The organism is Streptomyces sp. NBC_00094, assembly GCF_026343125.1.
GTDB lineage: Bacteria > Actinomycetota > Actinomycetes > Streptomycetales > Streptomycetaceae > Streptomyces.
In genome coordinates this window covers 4,596,945-4,622,464 of the sequence record NZ_JAPEMB010000001.1, presented here as the reverse complement: position 1 = coordinate 4,622,464, position 25,520 = coordinate 4,596,945, and the positions used below count along the sequence as shown (strand labels likewise).

General features: G+C 70.7%; 28 protein-coding genes and 1 pseudogene. 12 read left to right on the top strand and 17 right to left on the bottom strand.

Annotated elements, in window-relative coordinates; all coding sequences use genetic code 11:
- Positions 1 to 3 precede the first annotated feature (3 nt).
- On the bottom strand, positions 4 to 1,008 hold the full coding sequence (locus tag OG580_RS20500) for a DMT family transporter (RefSeq protein ID WP_267045129.1): 1,005 nt from the start codon (positions 1,006 to 1,008) through the stop codon (positions 4 to 6).
- Positions 1,009 to 1,176: 168 nt separating this feature from the next.
- On the opposite strand from OG580_RS20500, the gene OG580_RS20495 reads away from it, so the two are divergent.
- On the top strand, positions 1,177 to 2,034 hold the full coding sequence (locus tag OG580_RS20495) for a LysR family transcriptional regulator (protein WP_267045128.1): 858 nt from the start codon (positions 1,177 to 1,179) through the stop codon (positions 2,032 to 2,034).
- A 57-nt stretch (positions 2,035 to 2,091) separates the two neighbouring features.
- Here OG580_RS20495 and lepB read toward each other — a convergent pair whose 3' ends face one another.
- Together lepB and OG580_RS20485 are read right to left on the bottom strand one after the other, a co-directional pair.
- A complete protein-coding gene (gene lepB / locus OG580_RS20490; RefSeq protein WP_267045127.1) occupies positions 2,092 to 2,757 on the bottom strand; it encodes a signal peptidase I in 666 nt (221 codons plus the stop codon).
- A 46-nt stretch (positions 2,758 to 2,803) separates the two neighbouring features.
- Positions 2,804 to 3,562, bottom strand: coding sequence for a helix-turn-helix domain-containing protein (locus tag OG580_RS20485; RefSeq protein WP_267045126.1), 759 nt, complete (start codon positions 3,560 to 3,562; stop codon positions 2,804 to 2,806).
- Positions 3,563 to 3,793: 231 nt separating this feature from the next.
- Here OG580_RS20485 and OG580_RS20480 point away from each other — a divergent pair, with 231 nt between their 5' ends.
- Complete coding sequence (locus tag OG580_RS20480) at positions 3,794 to 4,465, top strand: DUF4097 family beta strand repeat-containing protein (RefSeq protein WP_267045125.1); 672 nt, start codon at positions 3,794 to 3,796, stop codon at positions 4,463 to 4,465.
- Positions 4,466 to 4,549: 84 nt separating this feature from the next.
- A complete protein-coding gene (locus tag OG580_RS20475; RefSeq protein ID WP_323182584.1) occupies positions 4,550 to 5,707 on the top strand; it encodes an IS630 family transposase in 1,158 nt (385 codons plus the stop codon).
- 29 nt (positions 5,708 to 5,736) lie between these two features.
- Here OG580_RS20475 and OG580_RS20470 read toward each other — a convergent pair whose 3' ends face one another.
- Positions 5,737 to 6,378 (bottom strand): hypothetical protein, encoded by a 642-nt coding sequence (locus OG580_RS20470; RefSeq protein WP_267045123.1) that lies wholly within the window; start codon positions 6,376 to 6,378, stop codon positions 5,737 to 5,739.
- A 210-nt stretch (positions 6,379 to 6,588) separates the two neighbouring features.
- The gene (locus OG580_RS20465; RefSeq protein WP_267045122.1) at positions 6,589 to 9,396 is read right to left on the bottom strand and encodes an FAD-binding and (Fe-S)-binding domain-containing protein; all 2,808 of its coding nucleotides are present in this window, start codon (positions 9,394 to 9,396) and stop codon (positions 6,589 to 6,591) included.
- A gap of 51 nt (positions 9,397 to 9,447) precedes the next feature.
- Between OG580_RS20465 and serC the strand changes: the two genes are divergently transcribed.
- Positions 9,448 to 10,566, top strand: a complete 1,119-nt coding sequence (gene serC / locus OG580_RS20460) for a phosphoserine transaminase (protein WP_267045121.1) — start codon at positions 9,448 to 9,450, stop codon at positions 10,564 to 10,566.
- Positions 10,567 to 10,642: 76 nt separating this feature from the next.
- Here the strand turns inward: serC and OG580_RS20455 are convergent, their stop codons facing one another.
- Positions 10,643 to 11,008 (bottom strand): hypothetical protein, encoded by a 366-nt coding sequence (locus OG580_RS20455; RefSeq protein WP_267045120.1) that lies wholly within the window; start codon positions 11,006 to 11,008, stop codon positions 10,643 to 10,645.
- Positions 11,009 to 11,091: 83 nt separating this feature from the next.
- Complete coding sequence (locus OG580_RS20450; protein ID WP_267045119.1) at positions 11,092 to 12,090, bottom strand: WD40 repeat domain-containing protein; 999 nt, start codon at positions 12,088 to 12,090, stop codon at positions 11,092 to 11,094.
- A 71-nt stretch (positions 12,091 to 12,161) separates the two neighbouring features.
- Here OG580_RS20450 and OG580_RS20445 point away from each other — a divergent pair, with 71 nt between their 5' ends.
- Both OG580_RS20445 and OG580_RS20440 read left to right on the top strand, forming a co-directional pair.
- On the top strand, positions 12,162 to 13,016 hold the full coding sequence (locus OG580_RS20445; RefSeq protein WP_267045118.1) for an alpha/beta fold hydrolase: 855 nt from the start codon (positions 12,162 to 12,164) through the stop codon (positions 13,014 to 13,016).
- Between the two features lie 61 nt (positions 13,017 to 13,077).
- Positions 13,078 to 13,764, top strand: coding sequence for a GDSL-type esterase/lipase family protein (locus OG580_RS20440; RefSeq protein WP_267045117.1), 687 nt, complete (start codon positions 13,078 to 13,080; stop codon positions 13,762 to 13,764).
- Positions 13,765 to 13,768: 4 nt separating this feature from the next.
- Here OG580_RS20440 and OG580_RS20435 read toward each other — a convergent pair whose 3' ends face one another.
- Positions 13,769 to 14,176 carry a carboxymuconolactone decarboxylase family protein gene (locus OG580_RS20435; RefSeq protein WP_267048063.1) on the bottom strand — a complete coding sequence of 136 codons (408 nt, stop codon included), beginning with the start codon at positions 14,174 to 14,176 and terminating at the stop codon, positions 13,769 to 13,771.
- A gap of 47 nt (positions 14,177 to 14,223) precedes the next feature.
- On the opposite strand from OG580_RS20435, the gene OG580_RS20430 reads away from it, so the two are divergent.
- Complete coding sequence (locus OG580_RS20430; protein ID WP_267045116.1) at positions 14,224 to 14,754, top strand: MarR family winged helix-turn-helix transcriptional regulator; 531 nt, start codon at positions 14,224 to 14,226, stop codon at positions 14,752 to 14,754.
- A gap of 89 nt (positions 14,755 to 14,843) precedes the next feature.
- Here the strand turns inward: OG580_RS20430 and OG580_RS20425 are convergent, their stop codons facing one another.
- Positions 14,844 to 15,722: an aldo/keto reductase gene (locus OG580_RS20425; RefSeq protein ID WP_267045115.1), complete on the bottom strand. Its 879-nt coding sequence runs from the start codon at positions 15,720 to 15,722 to the stop codon at positions 14,844 to 14,846.
- 47 nt (positions 15,723 to 15,769) lie between these two features.
- Between OG580_RS20425 and OG580_RS20420 the strand changes: the two genes are divergently transcribed.
- The 3 genes from OG580_RS20420 to OG580_RS20410 all read left to right on the top strand — a co-directional run bounded on the left by OG580_RS20420 (position 15,770) and on the right by OG580_RS20410 (position 19,144).
- The gene (locus tag OG580_RS20420; RefSeq protein WP_267045114.1) at positions 15,770 to 17,419 is read left to right on the top strand and encodes a recombinase family protein; all 1,650 of its coding nucleotides are present in this window, start codon (positions 15,770 to 15,772) and stop codon (positions 17,417 to 17,419) included.
- Positions 17,420 to 17,677: 258 nt separating this feature from the next.
- Complete coding sequence (locus OG580_RS20415; protein WP_267045113.1) at positions 17,678 to 18,040, top strand: hypothetical protein; 363 nt, start codon at positions 17,678 to 17,680, stop codon at positions 18,038 to 18,040.
- Positions 18,041 to 18,589: 549 nt separating this feature from the next.
- Positions 18,590 to 19,144, top strand: a complete 555-nt coding sequence (locus OG580_RS20410) for a recombinase family protein (RefSeq protein ID WP_354006215.1) — start codon at positions 18,590 to 18,592, stop codon at positions 19,142 to 19,144.
- Positions 19,145 to 19,217: 73 nt separating this feature from the next.
- Here OG580_RS20410 and OG580_RS20405 read toward each other — a convergent pair whose 3' ends face one another.
- From OG580_RS20405 to OG580_RS20385, 5 genes are all read right to left on the bottom strand, one after another.
- Positions 19,218 to 19,439: a hypothetical protein gene (locus OG580_RS20405; protein WP_267045111.1), complete on the bottom strand. Its 222-nt coding sequence runs from the start codon at positions 19,437 to 19,439 to the stop codon at positions 19,218 to 19,220.
- Positions 19,439 to 19,642 (bottom strand): hypothetical protein, encoded by a 204-nt coding sequence (locus tag OG580_RS20400; RefSeq protein ID WP_267045110.1) that lies wholly within the window; start codon positions 19,640 to 19,642, stop codon positions 19,439 to 19,441. The genes OG580_RS20405 and OG580_RS20400 overlap by 1 nt, the downstream gene beginning before the upstream one ends.
- An 88-nt stretch (positions 19,643 to 19,730) precedes the next feature.
- The gene (locus tag OG580_RS20395) at positions 19,731 to 20,564 is read right to left on the bottom strand and encodes a helix-turn-helix transcriptional regulator (RefSeq protein WP_267045109.1); all 834 of its coding nucleotides are present in this window, start codon (positions 20,562 to 20,564) and stop codon (positions 19,731 to 19,733) included.
- Positions 20,561 to 21,085, bottom strand: a complete 525-nt coding sequence (locus tag OG580_RS20390) for a DUF6879 family protein (protein WP_267045108.1) — start codon at positions 21,083 to 21,085, stop codon at positions 20,561 to 20,563. The genes OG580_RS20395 and OG580_RS20390 overlap by 4 nt, the downstream gene beginning before the upstream one ends.
- Entirely contained in the window at positions 21,069 to 21,275 is a 207-nt protein-coding gene (locus OG580_RS20385; RefSeq protein WP_267045107.1) for a hypothetical protein, read from the bottom strand. Before OG580_RS20385 ends, OG580_RS20390 begins: the two co-directional genes overlap by 17 nt.
- A gap of 169 nt (positions 21,276 to 21,444) precedes the next feature.
- Between OG580_RS20385 and OG580_RS20380 the strand changes: the two genes are divergently transcribed.
- Entirely contained in the window at positions 21,445 to 22,434 is a 990-nt protein-coding gene (locus OG580_RS20380; RefSeq protein WP_267045106.1) for an aldo/keto reductase, read from the top strand.
- A gap of 82 nt (positions 22,435 to 22,516) precedes the next feature.
- Here the strand turns inward: OG580_RS20380 and OG580_RS20375 are convergent.
- Positions 22,517 to 22,669 (bottom strand): annotated as a pseudogene (locus OG580_RS20375) (aldo/keto reductase); the annotation flags it as partial.
- Between the two features lie 244 nt (positions 22,670 to 22,913).
- Positions 22,914 to 23,486, bottom strand: coding sequence for an RNA 2',3'-cyclic phosphodiesterase (thpR, locus tag OG580_RS20370; protein ID WP_267045105.1), 573 nt, complete (start codon positions 23,484 to 23,486; stop codon positions 22,914 to 22,916).
- A gap of 41 nt (positions 23,487 to 23,527) precedes the next feature.
- On the opposite strand from thpR, the gene OG580_RS20365 reads away from it, so the two are divergent.
- Positions 23,528 to 24,028: a GNAT family N-acetyltransferase gene (locus OG580_RS20365; RefSeq protein ID WP_267045104.1), complete on the top strand. Its 501-nt coding sequence runs from the start codon at positions 23,528 to 23,530 to the stop codon at positions 24,026 to 24,028.
- Between the two features lie 129 nt (positions 24,029 to 24,157).
- Here the strand turns inward: OG580_RS20365 and OG580_RS20360 are convergent, their stop codons facing one another.
- Positions 24,158 to 25,495: an MFS transporter gene (locus tag OG580_RS20360; RefSeq protein WP_267045103.1), complete on the bottom strand. Its 1,338-nt coding sequence runs from the start codon at positions 25,493 to 25,495 to the stop codon at positions 24,158 to 24,160.
- Positions 25,496 to 25,520 lie beyond the last annotated feature (25 nt).

Below are 25,520 nucleotides of genomic sequence, written 5' to 3'. Positions count from 1 at the left end.
AGGTCAGACCGTGCCCTGCCCGGCGCGCCGGGCCGCGCGGACCTGGGTGCGGACCGCGCCCATGCTCGCCGCTATGACGAGCGCGATCGCGAGGGCGTCGGTGACGGACAGCGCCTGGCTGAGGATGAGGAAGCCCGCCGCCGCCGCGATGGCCGGTTCGAGGCTCATCAGGATCGCGAAGGTCGGCGCGGGCAGCCGGCGCAGGGCGATGAGTTCGAGGGTGTACGGCAGGACCGAGGACAGCAGCGCGACCCCGAGGCCGAGCAGGACCGTCGACGGTACGAGGAGCCTGTCGCCCGCCTCCGCGATGCCGAGCGGCAGGCTGAGGACCGCCCCGAAGGCCATCGCGAGCGCGAGCCCGTCGGCCTGCGGGAAGCGCCGCCCGGTCCGCGCGCTGAAGACGATGTACGCGGCCCACATCCCGCCCGCGGCGAGCGCGAACGCGGCACCGACCGGGTCGAGCCGGTCGAAGCCGCCCCCGCTGAGCAGGACGACGCCCCCGAGGGCGAGCCCGGCCCAGAGGAGGTTCGACAGCCGGCGCGAGGCGACCACCGAGAGGATCAGCGGGCCGAGGACCTCCAGGGTCACGGCGGCGCCCAGCGGGATCCGGTCGGCCGCCTGGTAGAAGAGGATGTTCATCCCGGCCATGGCGGCGCCGAAGGCGAGGACCGTGCCCCAGTCGGCGCGGCTGTAGCCGCGGACCTTGGGCCGGCAGACGGCCAGCAGGACGACGGCGGCGAGCACGAGCCGCAGGGTGACGACGCCGAGGGCTCCCGCGCGGGGCATGAGGAGCACCGCGACGGCCGAGCCGAACTGTACGGAGAGCCCGCCCGCGACGACGAGGGCGACGGGGCCGAGGTGTCGGCCCGCCCGCCCCTTCGCGGAAAACCCCTGGGCCGCCCTCGCGGACGTCCCGGGTGACGCTCCTCCGGACGCCCCCCGCGAGGGACCCCCCTGGGGCTCGACGCCGACGGCGACCGGTGCCACATCCTTGACCGGACTGTTCACCGGCTGCTCCTCTTCGCTACCACTACCTGATCAATGGTTCACTCCACTGGACCCCCAGTCCAGAATAATGCACCCACCGCGCGGCTGTCGCCACGTTTCCCCGTCCACGCTACGAGTCCCCGCGCGGCACCGGAAATGCCGATTGTGCTGCGGTTATGCTCCGAAGACATGAGCATCGAGCTGCGCCACCTCCGCTGTTTCCTCGCCATCGCCGAGGAATCCAGCCTGACCAGGGCGGCCGCCCGGCTCCACCTCACCCAGCCGGCCGTCTCCCGCACGCTCGCCGCCCTGGAACAGCACCTCGGCGCCCGGCTCGTCGACCGGTCCACCCACCACCTCGCCCTCACCGCGGAGGGCCGCGCCTTCCAGGACCGGGCCGCCGCGGCCCTCGCCGCCTTCGACGCCGCCGTCGACCCGGCGAGACTGCGCCACCGCCCCCTGCGCCTCGGGCACGCCTGGTCGGCCTTCGGCCCGTACACCACTCCCCTGCTCCGACGCTGGCAGCGCCAGTACCCCGAGACCCCGCTCGAACTCCTCCGCATCGACGACCGCACGGCCGGCCTCGGCCGGGGCGAGGTCGACGCGGCCCTGCTCAGGGGCCCGGTCGACGCGCCGGGCCTGGTCACGGAGGAGCTCGCCACGGAGGAACGGGTCGCCGCGCTGCCCACCGACAGCCCGCTCGCCGCGCTGCCGCGGCTCACCCTCGGGGAGCTCGCCGACGAGACGGTCGTCCTCAACACCGTCTCCGGTACGACCACGCTCGCGCTCTGGTCCACCACGGCCCGCCCGGTGGCCACCCTGACCGTGGCCAACACCGACGACTGGCTCACCGCGATCGCCGCCGGCCGGGGCATCGGCGTCTCGTCCGCCTCCACGGCGGCCCTCCACCCGCACCCGGGCGTCGCCTACCGCCCGCTGACCGACGCACCCCCGCTGCCGGTGGTCCTCGCCTGGCGCGACGCCTTCCCCCACCCGGCGACGAGCGCGCTGGTGGCGATGGCCCGCGAGATCGTCAGCGGGAACTGAACGCCTCTCCTCCTCGCGGAGGGCCCGTACGTGATCGGGACGCGGCCCCGGACCGTCTCAGGCCATGGGCCACGGCGGCACGGCCGCGAGCGACCGCCGGGCGCTCCGCCCGGCCGCGTACGCCCCGATCCCCAGACCGGTCCCGACCAGGGTCACCACGATCCCGAGGACCCCGAGCGCCCCCCACGCCGCCGGTGCGGCGAAACCCTCCTGCGCCCGCCCGATCACCCCGGAGGCCGCGACACTGCCCGACTGCTCGCCGAGGAAGAACCGCGAGTCGTGCGAGTTCCCCCGGTGATCGCCCAGCAGGAACAACCGCCCGTCCGGCACCCGCACGTCATACGGCCCGGTCCCCGGGTTCACCTCGCCGCGCATCACATACGGCTCGTCGACCGGTACACCGTTCACCGTGATCCGGTCCCCGTCGCACACCACGCGATCACCACCCGTCCCGATGACCCGCTGCAGGACCGGTGCGCCCCCGTAGCGACCGGGCACGTGGAAGAGCACGACGTCCCCCCTGCGCAGCTCGCCCGCGTCGACGCGCTCGACGACCAGCCGCTCGCCCCGGTGGTACGTGGGCTCCATCCCCTCGCCCATGACGGTGACGCCTCGGTACGTCACGAAGAAGTACCCGATGCCTCCCAGCGCCAGGACCAGCCCGAGTGGCACCAGTACCCGGGCCGCGACTCCCAGCCCGCCGCCCGCTCCCCGCCGTCGCATGAACATCCCTCCTCGAACCGCCCGGGGTCGGGCGGACCAGCAGAGGCTAAGGGGTCTCGGTGACGGACGGTTCTTCGGCGTCCGGGGCGGGCGCCTCGACCTTCGCGTGGAGGATCTCGCGGGCCTGTTCCGCGGCGCGGGCGATGCTCTCGCTGACGAAGTCGAGGAAGCGGGCGATGTTCTCCAGACGGGCGCCCGCCGGGGTGCCGGGGCCGAGGACACCGACGCCCTGCCGCGCGGTCGCGACGATCTGCGCGGTGGACCGGGCACTGGCCATCATCGACTGGTACCAGATGTCGTCGTCGACGACGTAGCGCTCGCGGCGGCCCTCGCCCGGCTCCCGGCGGGCGAGGCCCTGGCTTTCGAGGAACGTGATCGCCTTGGAGACGGACGCCGGGCTGACCTGGAGGCGCTGGACGAGTTCGGCCGCGGTGAGACTGCCCGTGTCGCTGATGCAGAGACAGGCCATCACCCCGGCCATCATCTTGGGCATGCCCGACGCCATGTAGACGGTGGTGAGGACTTCCTCGAACTCGCGCACGGCCTCCGGGTCGCGTCCGTACGCCTGCGGGAGTGCCTCCGCCCCCCGGGGCGTGGCCTGCCGGCGCCGGTGGGCGCGGCGTTCGGTGGCGCGGTGGGCCAGGTCGGCGCGGTAGCCGGTGGGGCCGCCGTTGCGCATCACCTCGCGCGTGATCGTCGAGGTGGGGCGGTCGAGGCGCCTGGCGATCTCGGCGTAGGCGAGCCCGTCGGCCAGCCCCAGCCCGATCTGCTGGCGTTCCTGCTGCGTGAGCCTGCCTCCCGGCATCGCGGCCTCCTTACGTAGTGCCTGTTGCCCCACTATAGCGTTCACCTTCACTTCATTGCAACGGACAGAGTAGGGTTGTTGCGTTACGCGTCATAACGATTGCAATGAAATCCCTGCTCCGACCTGCAATTACTGGGATTGCACGCAACGAGCATGTTGCTCGATCCTTGAACGCAACGTAGCGTTTGCGTTGTCAGAAACAAGCAGCGAAACGCTTCAGGGAGACACACCATGCAGAAGTTCGCCACCACCGCCGCGATCGCCACCGTCCTCGACATCCCCGCCGGCCGGATCCGGCTCATCGCCGCCGACCGCACCGACGCCACCGTCGAGGTCCTCCCGGCCGACGCCGCGAAGAGCAGCGACGTGAAGGCCGCCGAGCAGGTCACGGTCGACTACACCGACGGCGTCCTGCGGATCGGCGCCGCACCGGCGAAGAACCGGGTCCTGGGCAACTCCGGCTCCGTCGAGGTCACCGTCCAGCTCCCGGCCGGCTCCCGCGTCGAGGCCAAGACGGCCGCCGCCGAACTCCGGGGCGTCGGACGCCTGGGCGACGTCACCTTCGAAGGCGCCCAGGGCACGGTCAAGCTGGACGAGACCGCGAGCGCCCGTCTGACCCTGCAGGCCGGTGGCATCACCGTCGGCCGCCTGGGCGGCGCGGCCGAGATCAGCACCCAGCAGGGCGACATCCACATCACCGAGGCCCACACCGGCACGGTCACCCTGACCACCGCGGCCGGGAACCTGACGATCGGCGCCGCCCGCGGCGTCTCCGCCTCCCTCAACGCCGCCACCACCCACGGCCGCATCGACAACGCCCTCAACAACACCGACGGCCCCGACGCCGCCCTCACCATCCACGCCACCACCGCCCACGGCGACATCACCGCCCGCAGCCTCTAGTGCTCTGACCACATTGGTTCGCCGGGTTGGTGGTCGGGGCGGTTGGATGTTGCGTGACGTCCGATCCGAGTGCTGGGGGGTGCGGTGGCTGAGCCTGTCCGCGTGCGCAGGTTGACCGACCAGGAGGGGCAGAAGCTGCAGCAGATCGTGCGCCGGGGCAGCACCAGTTCGGTCCGCTTCCGACGCGCGACGATGCTGCTGGCGTCGGCCGGTGGGAACCGGGTGCCGGTGATCGCCCAGCTGGTGCAGGCCGATGAGGACACCGTCCGGGACGTGATCCACCGGTTCAACGAGATCGGCCTGGCCTGTCTGGACCCTCGGTGGGCGGGAGGCCGTCCCCGCCTGCTCAGTCCTGACGACGAGGACTTCGTCGTCCAGACGGCCACCACCCGCCCGACCAAGCTCGGCCAGCCCTTCACTCGCTGGTCCATCCGCAAACTGCTGGCCCACTTGCGGAAAGTTCATGGGCGGGTCATCCGCATCGGCCGCGAGGCGTTACGCCGTTTGCTCGCCCGCCGCGGCATCACCTTCCAGCGCACCAAGACGTGGAAGGAGTCCCCGGACCCCGACCGCGAGGCAAAGCTGGACCGGATCGAGGAGGTCCTGGACCGCTTCCCGGACCGGGTCTTCGCGTTCGACGAGTTCGGCCCGCTCGGCATCCGCCCCACCGGCGGTGCGGGCTGGGCCCCCGCCAGTCACCCCGAGCGGCACCCGGCGACCTACCACCGCACGCATGGCGTCAGGTACTTCCACGGCTGCTATTCGGTCGGTGACGACACGCTCTGGGGCGTCAACCGCCGGAAGAAGGGCGCCGCGAACACGCTGGCCGCGCTCAGATCGGTCCGGGCCGCCCGACCGGACGACGCCCCCATCTACGTCATCCTGGACAACCTGTCCGCCCGCAAGGGCGAGACGATCCGCCGCTGGGCGAAGAAGAACCGTGTCGAGCTGTGCTTCACGCCGACATACGCGTCCTGGGCCAACCCCATCGAGGCGCACTTCGGGCCGCTGCGGCAGTTCACCATCGCCAACTCCAACCACCGCAACCACCGCAACCACCGCAACCACCGCAACCACCGCAACCACACCGTGCAGACCCGGGCCCTGCACGCCTATCTGCGCTGGCGCAACGCGAATGCCCGTCACCCCGACGTGCTGGCAGCCCAGCGCCGCGAGCGCGCTCGCATCCGCAGCGAGAAGGGCATCCGTTGGGGCGGACGTCCCCTCGCCGATGCCGCCTGACCAGTCCGGCGACCTTGCCCGGCCGAGTCCTAGCAGTGGCCGTCCACCCTGGCGCCGGCTGGAGCGAGGTTGGGCCAGGAATGTCCCGCCCTGTCGGAGGCAGCGGACCGTAGGAGGTCAAGAATCGTGCACCCCGGGTAGCCCCGAAAACTCGCGTAGGTGCCCCGGTAGTAGCAGCTCCAGTAGCTCACGACCCGCCGTTGAGTGCGCGCGAAGAAAGCAGGGTTGTCCACGATGAACTGCCCGTAAGCGAGGTGGCCGCAGGTGCCGGGCGTGGCGAGATCACGGAGCTCATCGCAGATGACGACCAGGATCTCCAAGACGTACTCGCCAACCAGCTGCACGACGAAGGGGACGACCCATGGGTCCGTGGAACCAACGACCTTCTCCAGGTGGCGCTGCCTGACCATGCCGTCGCAGTGCCTTGAGTACAGGCAGTGCAGAAGCTGTTGTTGGCGCGACGAAAGCGACGCCACCCTGTCAGTTGGCGGCTCGTCGTTGTAGAGGCGCCCGGGGATCAAAACCGGCTGGCCCTCGACAGCGACCGAGAACGAGGCATGCGGCTGGAGCCGAGAATCAGGCATCACCGCCAGGACTGCCTCGGCATCGCTTGCAAGCTCGGCTGGGAACGCCGTGATCAACGGATTGCTGCGGTCGGAAAGCGGCTGCACGAGCCGAGCATAGGCGGATGCCTCGGCCAGGACGCTGGCATTAATGGCCCCACACCCGCCCAACCCGGCGAAGGTATGCGGTCAGAGCACTAGTCCCTGAAGGAGCACTCCCCATGACCAACCTGGCCATCTCCGCGAACGGGCTGCGCAGTCCTACGGCGACAAGACCGCCCTCGACGGCATCGACCTGCACGCCCCCGAAGGAACGTCTCAAGTGACCGCCGTGGCATCCAGGCCCTCCGCCAGCAGCTCCGCCAGGTGGCGGGCCCGCCGGTCCGTCAGGTCGGCGATCTGGGTACGACAGGAGAAGCCGTCCGCCAGGACGGCCGTCCCTTCCGGTGCCGCACGGAGTGCCGGCAGGAGCTGGTCCTCCGCGCAGGCCACCGAGACCTCGTAATGACCCGGTTCGAAGCCGAAGTTGCCCGCGAGACCGCAGCAGCCTCCCACCAACGCCCCGGTGAGACCCGCGCGTTCGCGGAGTCGACGGTCGGCGGTCTCGCCCAGCACCGCGTGCTGGTGGCAGTGGGTCTGGCCGGTCACCGGCCGGTCGAGCCGGGGCGGGATCCAGTCGGGCGCCAGGGTCTCCAGCGCCTCCGCGAAGGTGAGGACGGAGGCCGCGAGACGCGCGGCCCGGGGATCGTCCGGCAGCAGCTCGGGCAGGTCGGCCCTGAGAGTCGCCGCGCAGGAGGGTTCGAGGACGACGACGGCCCCGGTCTCGACACCGACACCGACACCGGCATCACCATCGGCCCCGGCCCCGGCCCCGATCACGTCCAGCATCCCCCGCATCACCTTCCGCGCCGCCCCCAGCCTCCCCGTCGACACATACGTCAACCCGCAGCACACCCGCCCCGCCGGCAGCGTCACCCCGAGGCCCGCGTCCTCAAGGACCCGCACCGCCGCGCGGCCCACCTCCGGTGCCAGGTGGTTGGTGAAGGTGTCGGGCCACAGCGTCAGATCCGCCGGGCGGCGTGAGCCGCGCTCGCCGAACCAGGACACGAACGTCCGGTCCGCCACCCGCGGCATCGACCGCTCCGGCGTCACCCCCGCCAGCCGCGCCGCGAACGGCAGCCCGGTCGCCACGTTCACCGCCCGCCCGAACAGGTCGAGCCACCGGGGCAGACCGCCCATCGTCCAGTGCGAGCGCGGCCGCCGCCACCAACCGGTCGGGCCCGCGTAGTGGCGGTCCAGGAACTCCGCCTTGTACGCGGCCATGTCGACGCCCACCGGGCAGTCGCTGCGGCACCCCTTGCAGGACAGGCACAGGTCCAGCGCCTCCCGGACCTCCTCCGAGCGCCAGCCGTCGGTGATCACCTCGCCGAGCGCCATCTCGTGCAGCAGCCGCGCCCGCCCCCGCGTGGAGTGCTTCTCCTCCCCCGTCGCCCGGTAGGAAGGACACATCACCCCAGGACCCGAACTCGGCTCGCCCACACGACACTTGGCGACTCCCACGCACCTCGCGGCCTCCCGCCCGAGACCCACCAGCGGCAGCCCCTCGAAGCGCAGCCCGGAATCCAGCGGCTTCGGACGGACCAGCATCCCCGGGTTCAGACCCCCGTCCGGGTCCCACACGTCCTTCACCGCGCCGAACAGGCCGACGAGCTCGTCCCCGTACATCCTCGGCAGCAGCTCCGCCCGCGCCTGCCCGTCGCCGTGCTCGCCGGAGAGCGAGCCGCCGTGGGCGACCACGAGGTCCGCCACCGCCTCCGAGAAGCGGCGGAAGTCCCGTACCCCCTTCCCGGTCCACAGGTCGAAGTCGATCCGGACGTGTACACAGCCGTCCCCGAAGTGCCCGTACGGCACCCCCCGCAGCCCGAACTCCCCCAACAGGGCGCGGAATTCACGCAGGTACGCGCCCAGCCGGGCCGGCGGCACCGCACAGTCCTCCCACCCCGGCCAGGCCTCCCTCCCATCAGCCATCCGCGTCGCCGTCCCCGCCGCGTCCTCCCGGATCCGCCAGAGCGCCCGCTGCCCGGCCGGATCCCGCACGACGGCCGCGTCGAGGGCGTCCGCCGCCCGGACGAGCCCCCGCGCCGCCCCCTCCCCGTCCATCTCCACGAACAGCCACGCCCCGCCCCGGGGCAGCCCCTCCGCACCACCGCGCACCAGGTCGGCCGCCATCCCCTCCACCGTCAGCGGGTTGCACGGAAGCAGCCCGGCCGCCGCCTCCGCCGCCGCGCTCTCGTCCGGGTAGCCCAGGACGACGAGAACCGGGTCGGCCGGCAGCGGCACGAGCCGGACCGTCGCCTCCGTCACCACCCCGAGCGTGCCCTCGCTCCCGCAGAAGGAGCGGACCACGTCCACGCCCCGCTCCGGCAGCAGCGCGTCGAGGGCGTAGCCGGAGATCCGGCGCGGAAGGCCCTCCGGGTAACCGGTCCGCAGCAGGGCGAGGTGACGGTCGACGAGGTCGAGGAGGCCAGGGGGCGCGCCCCGCCCGTCACGGCCCAGCGTCAACATGTCTCCCCGGTACGTCACCACATCCAGCGAGCGCATGTTGTCCGCGGTGGTCCCCCAGGCGACCGAGTGCGCCCCGCACGCGTTGTTGCCGATCATGCCGCCGAGCGTGCAGCGGCTGTGCGTCGACGGATCGGGGCCGAAGGTCAGCCCGTACGGCCGCGCCGCGTCCCGCAGCCGGTCGAGGATCAGCCCCGGCCGGACCACTGCCGTCCGCTCCTCCGGGTCCAGGGAGACCAGCCCGGCCATGTGCCGTGTGAGGTCGAGCACCACGCCCGTGCCCGTGGCCTGGCCTCCGATGGACGTGCCGCCGCCGCGCGCGACGACCGGCGTCCCGTGCGCCCGGCACACCTCCAGGACCGCCGCGACGTCGGCCGCGTCGCGCGGCGCGACCGTACCGACCGGCACACGGCGGTAGTTGGAGGCGTCCATCGTCGTCAGGGCCCTCGCGGTGACGGAGAAATCGACCTCTCCGGCGACGGCGGCGCGCAGGTCGGCGGCGAGCTCGGGCGCGTGATCCTCGTGTGTTCCCACAACGCCAGGATGTCTCAGTCCTCGTCTCATCCGGCGGACATCCCGCGACCGGCGCCTTCCCGACCCGATACTCTCCGCCTCGTGGCTGAGATCCAGATTCCCGCTGACATCAAGCCCGCCGACGGCCGTTTCGGCGCGGGCCCCTCCAAGGTGCGTACGGAGGCGCTGGACGCCCTGGCCGCGACCGGCACCTCTCTCCTCGGTACGTCCCACCGCCAGGCTCCGGTCAAGAACCTGGTCGGCGAAGTGCGTACCGGCATCAGTGACCTCTTCTCGCTGCCCGAGGGCTACGAGGTGATCCTGGGCAACGGCGGCTCCACCGCCTTCTGGGACATCGCGACCCACGGTCTGATCGAGAACAAGTCGCAGCACCTCACCTTCGGCGAGTTCTCCTCCAAGTTCGCGAAGGCCGCCAAGCTGGCTCCCTGGCTTGCCGAGCCGACCGTGATCTCCTCCGACCCGGGCACGCACCCGGAGCCGGTGGCCGAGGCGGGCGTCGACGTCTACGCGTACACCCACAACGAGACCTCCACCGGTGTCGCCGCCCCGATCAAGCGGGTCGCCGGTGCCGACGAGGGCGCGCTCGTCCTGGTCGACGCGACCTCGGGCGCGGGCGGTCTGCCCGTCGACATCACCGAGACGGACGTCTACTACTTCGCCCCGCAGAAGTCCTTCGCCGCCGAGGGCGGCCTGTGGCTCGCGGCCTTCTCCCCGGCCGCCCTGGAGCGCGCCGCCCGCGTCCACGCGTCGGGCCGGCACATCCCCGAGTTCTTCTCGCTGCCGACGGCGATCGACAACTCGCTGAAGAACCAGACGTACAACACCCCTGCCCTTTCGACCCTCTTCCTGCTCAACGAGCAGCTGAAGTGGATCAACGGCCAGGGCGGTCTCGACTGGGCCGTGGCCCGGACGAAGGAGTCCTCGGACGCGCTGTACGGCTGGGCCGAGGAGTCCAAGTACGCGTCGGCGTTCGTGACGGACGCGGCGAAGCGCTCGCAGGTCATCGGCACGATCGACTTCGCGGACGAGGTCGACGCGGCGGCGGTCGCGAAGGTGCTGCGCGCCAACGGGATCGTGGACACCGAGCCGTACCGCAAGCTGGGCCGCAACCAGCTGCGGGTCGCGATGTTCCCGGCGATCGACCCGGCGGACGTGCGGGCCCTGACGGCCTGCATCGACTACGTGATCGAGAAGCTCTGACCTCTGGTCGTACGAAGGGCCCGGCATCGGAAACCATTCGGTGCCGGGCCCTTCGCCGTACCCGGCCTGCCGTGGTTCAGCCCATGTTCGCCTTCACGTGGGCGACCACCGCGTTGAAGTCGTCGGTCGGCGAGAACTCCACGACGTCGACGTCCTCCAGGGCCTCGGGGGCATGGCCGGGGGCCCAGTAGTAGGCCTGCCCGGCCTCGTAGACCTCCTCGCCGGAGGCGGTCCGCATCCTGATCCGACCCTTCAGCAGGTACCCCCAGTGGGGACACTGGCACAGGTCGCCTTCCAGGCCCTTGAACGCCGGTGCCATGTCGGTACCGGCGGGAAGGTGGACGAAGGCGGCGGTCATGCCGCCCCCGGCCTCCTTCATGCGCAGCTCCACGCCGCCGCCTTCCATGGCGACGGGGGTGTTCTCTCGGGTGGTTGCCGTCATGACTCCTCCACGGCCGATCCGATCCCGGTCCCTCGGCTCTCCGGTCTCCTTCCAGTCTCGCCCCGCCGGAAGGGGACCGCAGGTCAGCGGCGCAGCAGGCGTTTGAAGCCGAGGACGAGGACGGTGGCGCCCGCGAGGACCAGGAAGCCGGTGGTCGCGCTCCCCCCGCCGTCTCCCTGATCCTGCGCGGCCGGGGACTTCGGTGCGCCGGGGGCCTGTGAGGAGGGCCCGTCCGACGGGGTGGCGGAGGGCTCGGCGCCCGTCTCCCGGTCCACCCGCACCACCTTGCTGTTCGCGCCCTCCGAGCCGAACATGAACGCCGAGCCGTCCGTCGTGTACGTCACCGACTCCGCCTGTCCCTGGAAGGGGGCCCCGACGCGCGTGCCGTCGTCGCCGAGGCGGCCGTCCTTCCAGGCGTACTCCTCCGCGCTGAAGTAGCCGCGCAGGACGAGCCGTTCGCCGTCGGGCGAGAAGGCGCCGTCGGTCACCCACGGCACGTCGTCGACGCGCCGGAAGACGTTCGTGCCGGAGGAGTCGAGCCGCTCGGGGCCCGCGTACAGGCCGCCGCCGTCCTGGTTCTTGCTCGCGATGTACACCCGGCCGGTCTTCGGGTGGACCATCAGGGCCTCGGCGTTGCGGGGCCCGTCGGCGTACTTCACGTCGTACTGCTTCGCCGCGACCTTCTGGTCCTTGAGGGTCTTCGGCTCGGGGAAGCGGTAGATCCAGACGTGGTCCCAGGAGCCGTCGAGGTTGTCGCCGATGTCGCCGACGTAGATGTCGCCGTCCGGGCCGACGGCGATCGCCTCCATGTCGCGTGGCGTGCCGACGCCCTGCATCGTCAGGGTCGCGACGGTCTCGCCCGTCCGGGAGTCGATGCCGTAGATCAGGGGCGCGTCCTGGTCGTTGTGCGTCCAGTAGATCCCCGGGTGGGCCCGGCTCGCGGCGAGGCCGCTGGACTCGGTGATCCGGGGGTCCGCGATCGTGAAGTCCCGGTCGGGGGCCTGCCCTTCGGCACGGGCATGACCGGCGGGGAGCAGCGCCAGGGCCGCCGCCGCGCCGAGGGCGCACAGAGCAGTTCGCATGACCTCAAGCCTGCCACGGCACCGGGGAAACCCGCTTGACCAGCGTGGAAGCCGGTGCGATGGTCGCGCGCATGCCCACTTTCACCGCGCCTGACGGCACGGAACTCACCTACCACGTCTCCGGTTCCTTCCCCGGTTCCGGCGCCCCGCTGCTCTGCCTGCCCGGCGGTCCGATGCAGGACTCCGCCTATCTCGGGGATCTGGGCGGGCTCACCGCCTTCCGCCGGGTGATCCGGCTCGACCTGCGGGGCACGGGCGCGTCGGCGGTGCCGGACGACCCGTCCTCGTACCGCTGCGACCGGCTCGTGGAGGACGTCGAGGCGCTGCGGGCCGAACTCGGGCTCGACACCGTCGACCTCCTCGGGCACTCGGCGGGCGCGAACCTGGCCGCGCTGTACACGGCCGCGCATCCGGAGCGGGTCTCCCGGCTGGTCCTCGTGACGCCGGGCACGGCGGCGGTCGCGATCGACACGACGGGCGAGGAGCGGCTGGCGGCGGCGCGGCTGCGGAGCGAGGAGCCGTGGTTCGGGCCGGCGTACGCGGCGCTGGAGGAGCTGGCGGCGGGGCGCGGGTCGGCCGAGACCTTCAAGGCGGTGCAGCCCTTCTTCCACGGCACGTGGGACGAGGCGGCGCAGGCGCGGAACGCGGACATGGTGCTGCAGCGGAACGGGGAGGCCGCGGGGGTCTACGGGAGCGAGGGCGCGTTCCGGCCGGAGGCCACGCGGGCGGCGCTCGCGGAGTTCGGGCGGCCGGTGCTGGTCGTCGCCGGCGAGGGTGACGCGAACACGCCGGTGCCGACGGCCACCGCGTACGCGGAGCTGTTCCCGCAGGCCACGCTCGCGGTGCTGGCGGGCGGCGGGCACTTCCCGTGGCACGACGACGAGAAGTGGTTCACGGGGACGGTCGACGACTTCCTGGCCGGATGACCGGCGGCTGGTGTCCCGGATCACGTCGCAGCGCGCGGGAGCCGTCCGCGATGATGTGACCATGCGTTTTCTGTTCGTCGGCGACAGCATGACCATCGGACGCGTCGGCGACTGGACCTGGCGCTACCGGATGTGGGAGCACCTGGAGGCGACGCTGCCGGGCGGGTACGAGATCGTCGGCCCGCGCACCGGGCTCTACGACCCGACCGCCCCCGACGAGCCCGACGGCGTCGAGGCCTACGCCGACCCCGCGTTCCCCGCCCCCGCCCGGCGCCATCTGGCCGGCTGGGGCGAGGGCTGGCTGCACATGGCGCCCGTGATCGGCGAGACCGTCACGGCCACGGGGGCGGACGTCCTGCTCATCTCCCTCGGTCTGATCGACCTCGGTTTCTACACGAACAGCGACCAGACCGAGGAGAACGTCCGGGCGTTCGTCGCGGCGGCCCGGGCCGCGAACCCGCGGGTGCGGGCCGTGTTGCTGCCGGTCATTCCGAACGTCCGCGCCGAGTACGACGCTCCCTTCGCCGCCGAGTGCGCCCGCTTCAACGAGCTCCTCGGGAAGGCGGTCGCCGACCTGGACACGGCGGCCTCGCCGCTGCTCCTGGCGGCGATCCCGGAGTCGTACGACATCCACGCGGACACGTACGACGGCACCCACCCGGGCGTGACGGGCGAGCACAAGCTGGCGGCCGCCTTCGCCGTGGCGATGCACCAGGCGTGGGGCCTGGGCGGCCCGTACGTCCCCTGAGGGGTCACGCCGCGCGGGTGAGGCGGTTCGCGAAGGTGGAGAGGGTGTACGCGCCGATACCGAGGACGACTTCCAGGGCGTTGCGGCGGGTGTAGCCGGCCTTCGCGAAGGCCGCGAGCTCCTCGTCGCTCACGGCGCCCGAGGAGGCGAGCACCTGGAGGGTGAAGAGGCGGACGGCGGCGAGGCGTTCGGGGGCGGGAGCGGTCTCCGGATCGAGGGCGGCCATCTTGGCCTCGTGCATGTCGACGCACAGGTGGCACTGGTTGCGGGCGGCGACGGTCAGGATCACGGTCTCGCGGGAGTGCGGGTCGAGCGTCGTGGACTCGAAGATCTCGCTGAGCTTGAGGAAGCCGTTCAGGGTCTCCGGCGACTCCTTGAGGAGGGCGACGGCGGCGGCGGTACGGGCGGACATGTCGTTCGGTGCGGACAAGGCGGTTCCCCCGGACTAGAATGGACAACATGGTTGACCATGTCGATAGAGAAAACGTAAACCAGGTTGTCGATCCTGGCAAGGGAGTACCGGTCGACGGCCCGGGATTCGAGCTGCCCCTGCTCCTCTTCGGCGGCTTCCGCACCCTCATCGACCGGCTCCACACCCGGCTCGCCACCGAGGGTCACCCGGACATGCGCCCCGCCCACGGCTTCGCCATGCAGGCCGTCGGCGCCCGGGGCGCCACCGCCAGCGACATCGGCCGGCGCCTCGGCGTCTCCAAGCAGGCCGCCGGCAAGACCGTCGACCGGCTGCTCGCCCTCGGCTACGCGGAGCGCGCCGACGACCCCGCCGACGCGCGCCGCAAACTCGTCCACCTCACCCCGCGCGGCCGCGACGCCCTCGCCCGCTCCGCCGCGATCTTCGACGAACTGCGGGCGGAGTGGGCCGCGACCCTCGGCGCGGACCGCGTCCGCGACATGGAGGCGGCCCTGCGGAACGTCGTCCCCGCGGAGACGGCGTTCCGCCTGGACGCCACCAGCTGGCTCGGCACCCCCTGAGGCCCGTCCGGTCAAAGCCCGTCCGGGGACCTCACCAGCCGGCTCGGCGCCCCCCTGAGGCCTGTCCGGTCAAAGCCCGTCCGGGCACGTCACCAGGCGAAGGCCTCCGGGGACGGGCCCGGGCCGGGGAAGATCTCGTCCAGCGCGGACAGGACCTCCTCGCTCAGCTCCACCTCCAGGGCGCGCAGCGCGCTCGTCAGCTGCTCGGGCGTGCGCGGGCCGACGATCGGGCCCGTCACCCCCGGCCGGGTGAGCAGCCACGCGAGGGCCGTCTCCCCCGGCTCCAGACCGTGCTTGTCGAGCAGGTCCTCGTAGGCCTGGAGCTGCGCCCGGGCCGCCGGGTCGGCGAGCGTGGCCGCCGCGCGTCCCTCCGTCCGGCGCTTGCCCTCGGCCTCCTTCTTCAGGACACCGCCGAGCAGGCCGCCGTGGAGCGGCGACCACGGGATGACCCCGAGGCCGTACTCCTGCGCGGCCGGGATGACCTCCATCTCCGCGCGCCGCTCGAAGAGGTTGTAGAGGCACTGCTCGCTGACGAGCCCGACCGAGCCGCGCCGGGAGGCGGTCTCGTTGGCCTGGGCGATCTTGTAGCCGGGGAAGTTGGAGGAACCGGCGTAGAGGACCTTGCCCTGCTGGATCAGGACGTCGACCGCCTGCCAGATCTCCTCGAAGGGGGTCGCCCGGTCGATGTGGTGGAACTGGTAGACGTCGATGTAGTCGGTGCCGAGCCGCTTGAGGCTGGCCTCCACCGCACGGCGGATGTTCAGTGCCGAGAGCTTGTCGTGGTTGGGCCAGGCCTCGCCGTCCACGCCCATGTTCCCGTACACCTTGGTGGCGAGGACGGTCCTGTCACGACGGCCGTCGCCCTTGGCGAACCAGGAGCCGATGATCGACTCCGTCCGCCCCTTGTTCTCGGCCCAGCCGTAGACGTTGGCGGTACCGAACAATCCACTTTGACGCCATGCCCGCAAGGGCCCTAGCGTCGTTCCCCAAGCACCACAGGGGATGGGGAGAACAAGTGGCAAGAGTCCTGGGCGTAATCCGCCTGTCAAAGATCTCGGACGAGACCACATCGCCGGAGCGCCAGCGCCGATCGATTCAACGATGGGCCGACCAGGGAGGGCACGTCGTCGTCGGGTGGGTCGAGGACATCGACGTATCTGGTGGTGTCGAGCCGTGGAAGCGCCCGGAGTTCAGCAAGTGGCTGCCTTCTACGATCGGCAAAGAGGTCAGCTCGATCGAGCACCGGATCGCGATGGAGGAGTCCCGTGCCAACGAGTACGACATCATCTGCGCGCTGAAGCTCGACCGCCTCTCACGGCGTGTGCTCCACGTGCACACACTCGTGGAGTGGTGCGAGAAGCACGGCAAGGAAGTCGCCACCGTCGAGGACGGGATCAACCTGAACACGCAGATGGGCAAGCTGCTGTTCAGCCTGATCGCGTCCTTCGCAGAAGGGGAGCTCGAAGCCATCAAGGCCCGGGCGAAGTCCTCGTACAACCACCTGGTGAAGGAGGGCCGCTGGCGTGGTGGCCGTATCCCGTACGGCTACCGGGCGGAGAAGCAGGACACCGGTGACGGCTGGCGGCTGGTCCCGGACGACTACGGAACGGACACCGCCGGGACACTGCGCGAGATCGTCCGTCGACTCATCGAGGGCGAGTCGGCGAACAGCGTCGCCCAGTGGCTCAACGAGGACCCGACCAAGACCCCGGTGTCGCTCGACGCTCAGCTGATCAGGAACGGCAAGCCCCCGAAGGGCGGTCGGTGGACCGCCGCGAACACAGCCAAGGTGGTGCGCTCCCTGAACGTTCTCGGTCAGATGGAGGTGACGGAGGAAGTCGTCGTCGACGGCAAGAAGACGAAGCGAACCCGCGTCGTCCGTGACACGGAGGGACGCCCTCTCCAGCGGGCGGAGCCGCTGATCACTCAGGAGGAGTGGGAGCTGGCGAACAAGAAGCTGGACGAGAACACCAGCAAGCGCAACGGCAACCGGAAGGGCGGCTCTCCTCTTCTCAGGGTCGCGTTCTGCACCTGCGGTGAGCCCGCGTACCTCGGCCCGGGGCGGAACTGGCCGTACTACCGGTGCGCCTCGCGAACCACGCACAAGCCGTGCCCCACAGGCAGCAAGGGCATCGCGGCGCACGTCCTGGAGGGAACGGCCGAGGAGGTCTTCCTGCGCGCGGCCGGCGATGTCGAGATCGTGCGGAAGGTCTTCCGACCGGGCGTCGACTTCAAGCGGGACATCGAGGAGGTGAACCGCGCTCTGGCCGAGCTTCGAGAGGACCGCGAAGCCGGCCTCTACTCCAGCGAGCTGGGCAAGCAGGAGTACCGGGAGACGTACAAACGGCTGGACGCGCGACGTGAGCAACTCATGGCCCAGCCCACCCGCCCCGACACATGGGAGGAGATCCCGACGGGCGAAACCTACCGGGAACGCTGGGCGAAACTGTCGACCCAGCACGAGAAGGGCAGGGAACTCCGGGCAGCCGGCATCAAGACGGTCATCCACGCCGAGAAACTCCCGCCCGTGACCGCCGTGCAAGCCATGTCGCCGGAGGGGCATGACGGCATGTGGCAGGAGGGGAAGGACCGCGTGCAGATCCTCATCCCGATGGACTTCAAGCGCCGCGTCCGCGACTTGGCGGCGGTACACAGCGAGAGCTGACCACCTCGCCGCCGTACGACAGGAGGGCCCCATCCCGGGCCCTCCTTCGCTCTGTAGGATTCCTGCCAGGTCGCCGCCGTCGCTCCCGACTGCACGAGACCGAGTCCGAGCCGGAAGGCTCGGGCGTCACCTGTGAAGAGAGACCGTGCCGACCGTGGCCGGTCTCCACCCCCGCGAAGAAAGGGAGGCACATGTCCCGCCGTCCGGCGGGGGTCACTGGCGCACCTGTGTGCGCCGCACAGGAAGGAGCCACACTCGGTGGCTATCAGCTTCGGCCATGACCGCCCGTGGGGCGGCGTCTCCCAGCACGAGTACCGGCGGATGGCGCAGCACCCCGGCCATCCGCTCGCCTACCGCGTCCACTTCGCCGCCATCGGATGGGCTGACAGGCACGGGCACGCGGCTTTCGAACCGGGCCGCCTCGCAACGCTGCTCGGCAGGGACGGCAACCGGTTGTCCGACCAGAGCACCCGCAACGCGGTGACGCGGGCCAAGGATCTGCACCTCGTCTCGCCCCGCTCCGGGGCGGCGTGCCTGGTGCTTCCGTCCCACCTGTTCCAGAAGGCCAAGGGTGCTCCCGTCCCGTGCCGTGTTCACCAGGACCGCACGTCCGGCGTGTAGTCAGAGCACGTAAGACGTATGTCGGCTCATGCCCTGAGCTGGGCAAACGTTCGCGTCCTCTCTTCTCTGTTTGGGGTAGGTCCAGTGCGGCCCCCTTCGGGGCCGACAGAGGAAGACACATCGAGCAACGGCCAGGGTGAGCCGGGGCGCATCAGCGCCCCACTTACGTAAGTCGCGGCGGCGGGAGAGCAAGCGACAGGGGGCGGCTCAGCCGCCACAGGGTGAAGACGCTTCGGCAGAGCGGCCCCGCAGGGGCCGACATCGGGAAGACCAGGGACTCACGGCAAGCCTGGAAAGCCGCCCCTCTGTGTAGGCTTCCGCCGCCGGCTGGAGCCTCACCCCCTGCCCTGAGCTGCGGATTTTCTGTTGCGCTTCTCTTCGCCGCCGCCCTGGCGCCCCTTGGAACCGTGGCAGGATCTGAGCTGCTAAGACATGGCGGTCAAGCAAAGGACCCTTCGTGGGTCATACCCCACCTCTTCGCCGTTGACGTGCTCAGCTGTTTCGGTCAGCGGTCCTCACCGTTGCCGTGGAGGACGGTTTCGGCGATCTATCGGTTACGCCCGCGTCTCCATCGACGACCAGGAAGCACAGCTTCAGCGAGACGCACTGACGGCCGCAGGGTGCGCCCGCATCTTCGAGGACAAGGCATCAGGCAAGAACACCGACCGGGCGGAGCTGCGTGCAGCGCTCGACTACGCCCGCCCTGGGGACACCCTGTGCGTATGGAAGCTCGACCGATTCGCCCGCTCGCTCATCGATCTTGTGACCATGGTCGACACCCTTCGGGAGCGGGGCATCGGATTCAAGGTGCTCACGGGTGCACTGGCCAACATCGACCCCGGTACGGCGGACGGCCGTCTCATGCTTCAGGTGGTCGGAGCCATGGCGGAGTTCGAGCGCAGCCTCATCAAGGAGCGCACCCGCGCAGGACTCGACGCAGCCAAGGCACAGGGGCGTACCGGCGGACGGCCGCCCGTGGTCGATGAGGACGTACTCACCGTGGCCCGCGCCAGGAAGGCGAAGGGCGAGAGCGTGAGCACCATCGCCAAGGCTCTCGGGGTCTCCCGAGCCACGCTGTACCGCCACCTTGGCGAGAGCGCCTGAGGCAGGCGCACAGCTCATTCCGACGCACCTCGGTTGCGTTGCTCGCCGTCCTTCAGTGCGCCGGGTGTCTGTCCTACTCTGCCCGCACCACCACGGCGAACGACGTACAGAGCCGCCGGAAGCCACGATGGTTGCTCAGGCCGGTGTGACTCATGCACTCGACGTCGACCGCCGCACTGTCCGTAGACGGCTCCGCCTTCCACTTGCAGTGCAGGCACTCCGCCTCATAGGTCACGTCCGTGTCCGGATGCTGCGTGATCCGGTGCGTCACGAACCGCAGGACCGTGCGCGCCATCACTCGGCCCCGTGGTCTTCCCGCAGGTGCGTGCGGAGCACGACGTTCGCGTCCGACACCTTCGAGTAGTCGCCGACCGATCGGGCGTTGGCTCGGGTCACGGCGACGCCGAGACACTGCCGACAGCCCGCAACGGGGTTCGGGTCTCCGACGGGAAGGGTCAGGTTCACCGGCCCTGCCATCGTCGTCCTGGGTGTGCTCATCCGTGCGACCTCCCGACTGTTCGTCTGCCGAAGGATGGTCCCCCGGGGTGCGCACGGGATGGCGCTTCAGTCGCGTAATGGACTGAAGTCATGCACGGCAAGCGGCGGACCACTCGGCGAGGCGGGCCCGAAGGTCTTCGCCGAAGAGGGCGTGCTCCTCGTACCCGGCGAACTCCTTCAGATACGCCTGAACGTCTCGGCCGTCGCGGAGCACGAGACTTCCCGCCGTCGTCTCGATGGTGACCAACGCGGCGTCGTAGATGGTGAACGTACTCAGAGGGGTTCGGGGCGTCGGTGCCCCTACGGGGATCACCCCGATCTGAACGTTCGGGAGGTAGGACAAGGACGCCAGCCGGTCCATCTGCTCTGCCATCGCCAGCGGGGAGACGACCGGCCAGCGAACCGCCTGCTCGGTCAGAACGAACGTGAACCGCTTCGAGGCGTCGTAGAGGACGGCTTGCCGTCCCAGCTTCCCCGCCACTGCCTTGCTCGTGTCGGCCGTCGAGTGAGCCAGGCTCGCTCGTACGTACTCCGGTGTTGCGAGCAGGCCCGTAACCATCGAGAGCAGGAAGTAACGCATCTGCGTGGAGGACGCTTCGAGCGACTTCAGCTCAGCCTGTCTCGTACCGAGCCCCTTGCGCCGAAGCTCTCGGACGTTCCGCCACTCGCTGTTCGCCATCCTGGCGAGGGCGGAGACCTCGGCGACCAGTGCCGGCGGAGCGTCCAGCGCTCGCAAGATCTGCTCGACATCGACCAGGGACGGCCGTGTCCGGCCGTTCTCGATGCGGGACACCTTCGACTGGGACATGTTGCAGCGCGCCGCGAGCCGGTCCCCAGAGAGACCGGCCCGCTTGCGCAAGTCCCGAAGCAGAGAGGCGAGTTCGGCACCAGACTCGCCAAGCTGCTCAGCTTCGAACGTCACTCCGTCACGCGCTCCGCGTACTCCAGGAAGGGAACCGACTCGGCAACGGCGATGCGCTGCCACTCGATGAACGGTGCAGGGTCACCCTCGTACAGCTCCCGGCCGATCTGCGTGCCGTCGCCCTCGTAGTGCATCAGGACGACCGTCGAGCGGTCGAACATCCAGAAGTCCTCGACGTCCGGCAGCGGGTTGTCCCGCTCGGTCACGTCAAGGATGCGGATGTCCTCCCCGGCGAGCACGTGCGGGGCGTAGTACCTGGAGAACTCGAAGCGCAGGTACTCGGAGAGCGGTCGAGTCAGCACGTGCACCCGCCCCTTGCTCCGCCCCTCGCCGCGCAGCCGCTTCAGGTCTTCCGTATACGCGGACGAGTAGGCGTGCGGGTCGACGCGCTTGCCGGCCCGGAAGGCTTCGAGCTCTTCCGCCTCTTGCGGTACGAGGTATTGGGGCAGGGTCTCCAGCCGCCACGCCTCCGACTGGAAGCCCCGGAGCATCGCCCGCCACTCGTCACCATCCAAGAGCACGAACGGCCTCCCGAAGAACGTTCTCTGGGATCTCCACTAGCCCCTCGCCCTGCGGGGGCGTGAAGGCGTCGGACACATCGCCCTGAACCACGATGGAGCCGGAAGCGGTGCGGTAGACGTTCGGGCAGTCGTCCTCTCCGCACGTGCCGTTGCCGTTGCCGGTGAGCCGAGTCAGTTCTTCGCGTGCCATGCGGAACTCCCTTGACCTGTCGACCCGGTCGGGCCGCCTGGGACGACCGTACGGGGGCCGCTAGCGGCCGTCCATGCACGGACGTGACTCATGCACGTTGTCGCATAAATGGGCGGCTGAGTGGTCGACTCTTGCTTCGAGTGGGCTCGAAGCAGTTGGCTTGTGCCTCATGAAGTACACGCAGCTTGGACGCACCGGACTCAAGGTCAGCCGACTCGTCCTCGGCACGATGAACTTCGGCCCGCAGACAGACGAACCGACAAGTCACAGCATCTTGGATGCCGCGCTCGACGCAGGTCTGAATTTCGTAGACACGGCCAATGTGTATGGGTGGGGTGAGAACAAGGGCCGTACGGAGGAGATCATCGGTTCTTGGTTCGCCAAGGGCGACGGCCGCCGCGACAAGACCGTCCTCGCCACCAAGGTCTACGGGAACATGGGCCTGGACGGCGAGGCCTGGCCCAACCACGACAAGCTCTCGGCGCTCAACATCCGCCGCGCGGTCGAGGCCAGCCTCAAGCGCCTCGGCACGGACTACATCGATCTGTACCAGTTCCATCACGTCGACCGCTCGACCCCCTTCGAGGAGGTCTGGCAGGCCGTCGACGTCCTGATCCAGCAGGGCAAGATCCTCTACGCCGGCTCCTCCAACTTCCCCGGCTACAAGATCGCCCAGGCCAACGAGACCGCCGCCCGGCGCGGCTCGGTCGGCCTCGTCAGCGAGCAGTGCCTCTACAACCTCTTCGAGCGGCGCGCCGAGATGGAGGTCATCCCGGCGGCCCAGGAGTACGGCCTCGGGGTCATCCCCTGGTCGCCGCTCCACGGCGGCCTCCTCGGCGGCGTCCTGAAGAAGGAGACCGAGGGCAAGCGCCGTCTGGAGGGCCGGGCGGCGGAGACGCTCGCCGCCCCGGGCGTGCGCGCGCAGTTCCAGGCGTACGAGGACCTGCTCGACAAGCACGGTCTCGCCCCCGGCGAGGTCGGTCTCGCCTGGCTCCTCACCCGCCCCGGCGTCACGGGCCCGATCGTCGGCCCCCGCACCCCGGAGCAGCTGGCGGGCGCCCTGCGCGCGCTGGAGGTGCAGCTGAGCGAGGAGCTGCTCGCGCAGCTCGACGAGATCTTCCCGGGCCCGGGCCCTTCGCCGGAAGCCTTCGCCTGGTGATCGAGTAGGGCCTCGTAGGCAAGGCCGTCGCCCGTTCTGGTGGGGCGGCGGCCACCACGTCACGCGGGCATCAAAGTGCCTGATTGGCCGTGTCGAAGAAGTTGAGGCCCGCGTCCAGCGCCGCGTCCATGATGGCGTGGCTGGTGGCTTCGTCCGTCTGGGGTCCGAAGTTCATCGTCCCGAGGACGAGTCGGCTGACCTTGAGTCCGGTGCGTCCGAGCTGCGTGTACTCCATGGGAGTCAAGCCAACTGCTTGGAGTCCGCTCGAAGCAAGGGGGTTCCCATGGGGTGAGAGAGGCGGTGCGAGATGCCTACTGGCCGGTCAGCGATGCCACCGCGATGATCGCGAACATCAGTACGAGCACGCCGGCCATGATTCGGTTACGGGTCTTCGGGTCCACGCATCGAGGTTAACCCGCCCGCCCGGCCGGTCCCTCCCCGGCTCCCTTCGCTCCCTTCGCTCCCTTCGCTCCCTTCGCTCACCCGGCCCCCTCCAGGGGCCAGCCGCCGATCCGCTCGTACCGGGGCTGCTCGCCCGGCACCCCGCTCACCGGCAGGTTCGAGCGGACGAGCGCCAGCTCGGCGACCGGCCGGCGGGAGCCCTCGAAGGTGCCGAGCTCGTCGAGGAACGGATGGAGGTCCACCGCGCCCGTCCGCGCGCGGGCGAGCGTCAGATGGGCCTGGTAGCGGCGGTGCTCGTCCATCGCGACCCCCGCCCGGCGCGCGGCGGCGTCGGCGCGCTCGGCGAGCAGCCGCAGCTCGTCCAGGTCCCCGGCGACCCCGGCCCACAGGGCGCTCCGCCCGAAGTGCCCGCCGCCGTGCAGCCGCAGCGGGAACGGCGGCGTGCGGTGCGCGGCCCTGGCGAGCCGGACGCGCAGCTCGGGCAGCAGCTCCTCGTCGACCTCGCCCATGAAGGCGAGCGTGAGGTGCCATCCGGGCCGCGCGGTCCAGCGCAGCCCGTCGGCCCCGGGCAGCCGGTGCAGCCGGTCGACGACGTGTCCGAGCTCGTCCAGCTGGTCCGGGGGCGGCAGTACGGCGGCGAAGAGCCTCATGGAACGAGTCTGGCAGGCCGGCAGAGACTACTCTCGACGGGATGAAGATCCGTAAGGGCGGGGTGGAGGACCTCCCCGCGATACTCACGTTGCTGGACAGCGCCGTCGTGTGGCTCAACGACAAGGGGATCACCGCCCAGTGGGGCACCGACCCGTTCTCCACGCAGGAGAAGTCGGTGCGGCAGGTCGAGGAGACCGTGCGGGCGGGCGACCCGTGGATCGCCGAGATCGACGGCGTGATGGCGGGGACGATGACGCTGACGCCGGTCCCCGGCACGTACATCGCTCCGGCCGACGAGCCCGAGGTGTACGTCCGCCTGCTCGCGACCGACGCGCGTTTCCACGGGCACGGGGTGGGCGCGGCGCTCCTCGCCCACGCGGTGGAGGAGACCCGGCGGAAGGGGGTGTCGCTGCTGCGAGTGGACTGCTTCGCGGGCAGCGAGGGCCGGCTCGTCGCGTACTACGAGGGGCAGGGCTTCACCAGGACCGAGGAATTCACGGTGGGCGACTGGCCGGGGCAGGTACTGGAACAACGGGTCTGAGACGCGGCCCGGGATCCGAGGAGGCCCGTAAGCCGCAGCCCGGGACCCGCAGAGACCCGGAAGCCGCAGAGACCCGGGACCCGCGGAGGCCCGCCCCCGCACGTACCCAGGCCGCCGCCCGCCCGAGGGCTACGCCGCCGTCACCAGTCGCTCGCGGGCCACGAAGCGCACCTGCGGGTGGCCGTGGCGCCAGGCGAAGGCCATCTTCAGGCCGCCGACCTTCGCCAGGACGAGGCCGACGACACCGGCCGCTGCCAGCGAGATCACGCCGCCCGTCGCGAAGCCGACGCGGGCGCCGTACGTGTCGGTGATCCAGCCGAGGAGCGGCGCCCCGATCGGGGTGCCACCGGCGAAGACCATCATGTAGAGGCTCATCACGCGGCCCCGCATGGCCGGGTCCGTCGCCATCTGGACGGCCGAGTTGGCGGTGATGTTGACCGTGAGGCCGATCATGCCGATCGGCACGAGCAGCAGCGCGAACAGCCAGAACGCCGGCGACAGGGCCGCCGCGATCTCCAGGACGCCGAAGACCGCCGCCGCGATCACCAGCATCCGCAGCCGGGTCGAGCCGCGACGGGCCGCGGCGAGGGCGCCCACGAGGGAGCCCGCCGCCATCAGGGTGTTGAGGAAGCCGTACGTACCGGCGCCGACGTGGAAGACCTCCTCCGAGAAGGCCGTCAGCCAGATCGGGAAGTTGAACCCGAAGGTGCCGACGAAGCCCACGAGGACGATCGGCCAGATCAGGTCCGGCCGCCCGGCCACGTACCGCAGCCCCTCCCGCAGCTGGCCCTTGCCGCGCGGGGCGCGCTCCACCTTGTGGAGCTCACTCGTCCGCATGAGCAGGAGGCACGCGAGGGGGGCGAGGAAGGACAGGCCGTTGAGGAGGAACGCCCAGCCGCTGCCGACTCCGGCGATCAGGACGCCGGCGACGGCGGGGCCGACGAGCCGTGCGGTCTGGAAGTTCGCCGAGTTCAGGGAGACGGCGTTACGGAGCTGCTCGGGGCCGACCATCTCGGCGACGTACACCTGCCGGGCCGGGTTGTCGACGACCGTCACCATGCCGAGGAGGAAGGCGATCAGGTAGACGTGCCAGACCTGGACGGAGCCGGAGAGGGTGAGGACGGCGAGCGCGAGCCCGCACAGTCCGAGGGCGGCCTGGCTGATGAGGAGCAGGCGCCGCTTCGGGTAGCGGTCGGCGATGACACCGCCGTACAGACCGAAGAGCAGCATCGGCAGGAACTGCAGGGCCGTGGTGATGCCGACGGCGGCGGCCGAGCCGGTGAGGCTCAGGACGAGCCAGTCCTGGGTGATGCGGGCCATCCACGTACCGGTGTTGGAGACGATCGCTCCGGTGAAGAACAGCCGGTAGTTGCGGATTCTGAGCGAGGAGAAGGTTTCCCCCCGCCCACGGGTCTTGAGGGTGGGTTGATGGACGGGTGCGGAGTCTGCTCCGGGTCCCGTACTCAAAGTGCGTTCGCCTCCTCGGCTGCGG

Excerpts from the sequence above, each read along its gene's own strand:
- OG580_RS20440 (WP_267045117.1), top strand. The coding sequence starts at position 13,078 with ATGCGTTTTCTGTTCGTCGGCGACAGCATGACCATCGGACGCGTCGGC.
- OG580_RS20450 (WP_267045119.1), bottom strand. The coding sequence starts at position 12,090 with ATGCGAACTGCTCTGTGCGCCCTCGGCGCGGCGGCGGCCCTGGCGCTG.
- OG580_RS20365 (WP_267045104.1), top strand. The coding sequence starts at position 23,528 with ATGAAGATCCGTAAGGGCGGGGTGGAGGACCTCCCCGCGATACTCACG.
- OG580_RS20435 (WP_267048063.1), bottom strand. The coding sequence starts at position 14,176 with ATGTCCGCCCGTACCGCCGCCGCCGTCGCCCTCCTCAAGGAGTCGCCG.
- OG580_RS20465 (WP_267045122.1), bottom strand. The coding sequence starts at position 9,396 with ATGAGACGAGGACTGAGACATCCTGGCGTTGTGGGAACACACGAGGAT.
- lepB (WP_267045127.1), bottom strand. The coding sequence starts at position 2,757 with ATGCGACGGCGGGGAGCGGGCGGCGGGCTGGGAGTCGCGGCCCGGGTA.
- OG580_RS20430 (WP_267045116.1), top strand. The coding sequence starts at position 14,224 with ATGGTTGACCATGTCGATAGAGAAAACGTAAACCAGGTTGTCGATCCT.
- OG580_RS20480 (WP_267045125.1), top strand. The coding sequence starts at position 3,794 with ATGCAGAAGTTCGCCACCACCGCCGCGATCGCCACCGTCCTCGACATC.
- OG580_RS20495 (WP_267045128.1), top strand. The coding sequence starts at position 1,177 with ATGAGCATCGAGCTGCGCCACCTCCGCTGTTTCCTCGCCATCGCCGAG.
- OG580_RS20380 (WP_267045106.1), top strand. The coding sequence starts at position 21,445 with ATGAAGTACACGCAGCTTGGACGCACCGGACTCAAGGTCAGCCGACTC.
- OG580_RS20400 (WP_267045110.1), bottom strand. The coding sequence starts at position 19,642 with ATGAGCACACCCAGGACGACGATGGCAGGGCCGGTGAACCTGACCCTT.
- OG580_RS20445 (WP_267045118.1), top strand. The coding sequence starts at position 12,162 with ATGCCCACTTTCACCGCGCCTGACGGCACGGAACTCACCTACCACGTC.
- OG580_RS20405 (WP_267045111.1), bottom strand. The coding sequence starts at position 19,439 with ATGGCGCGCACGGTCCTGCGGTTCGTGACGCACCGGATCACGCAGCAT.
- OG580_RS20385 (WP_267045107.1), bottom strand. The coding sequence starts at position 21,275 with ATGGCACGCGAAGAACTGACTCGGCTCACCGGCAACGGCAACGGCACG.
- OG580_RS20455 (WP_267045120.1), bottom strand. The coding sequence starts at position 11,008 with ATGACGGCAACCACCCGAGAGAACACCCCCGTCGCCATGGAAGGCGGC.
- thpR (WP_267045105.1), bottom strand. The coding sequence starts at position 23,486 with ATGAGGCTCTTCGCCGCCGTACTGCCGCCCCCGGACCAGCTGGACGAG.
- OG580_RS20485 (WP_267045126.1), bottom strand. The coding sequence starts at position 3,562 with ATGCCGGGAGGCAGGCTCACGCAGCAGGAACGCCAGCAGATCGGGCTG.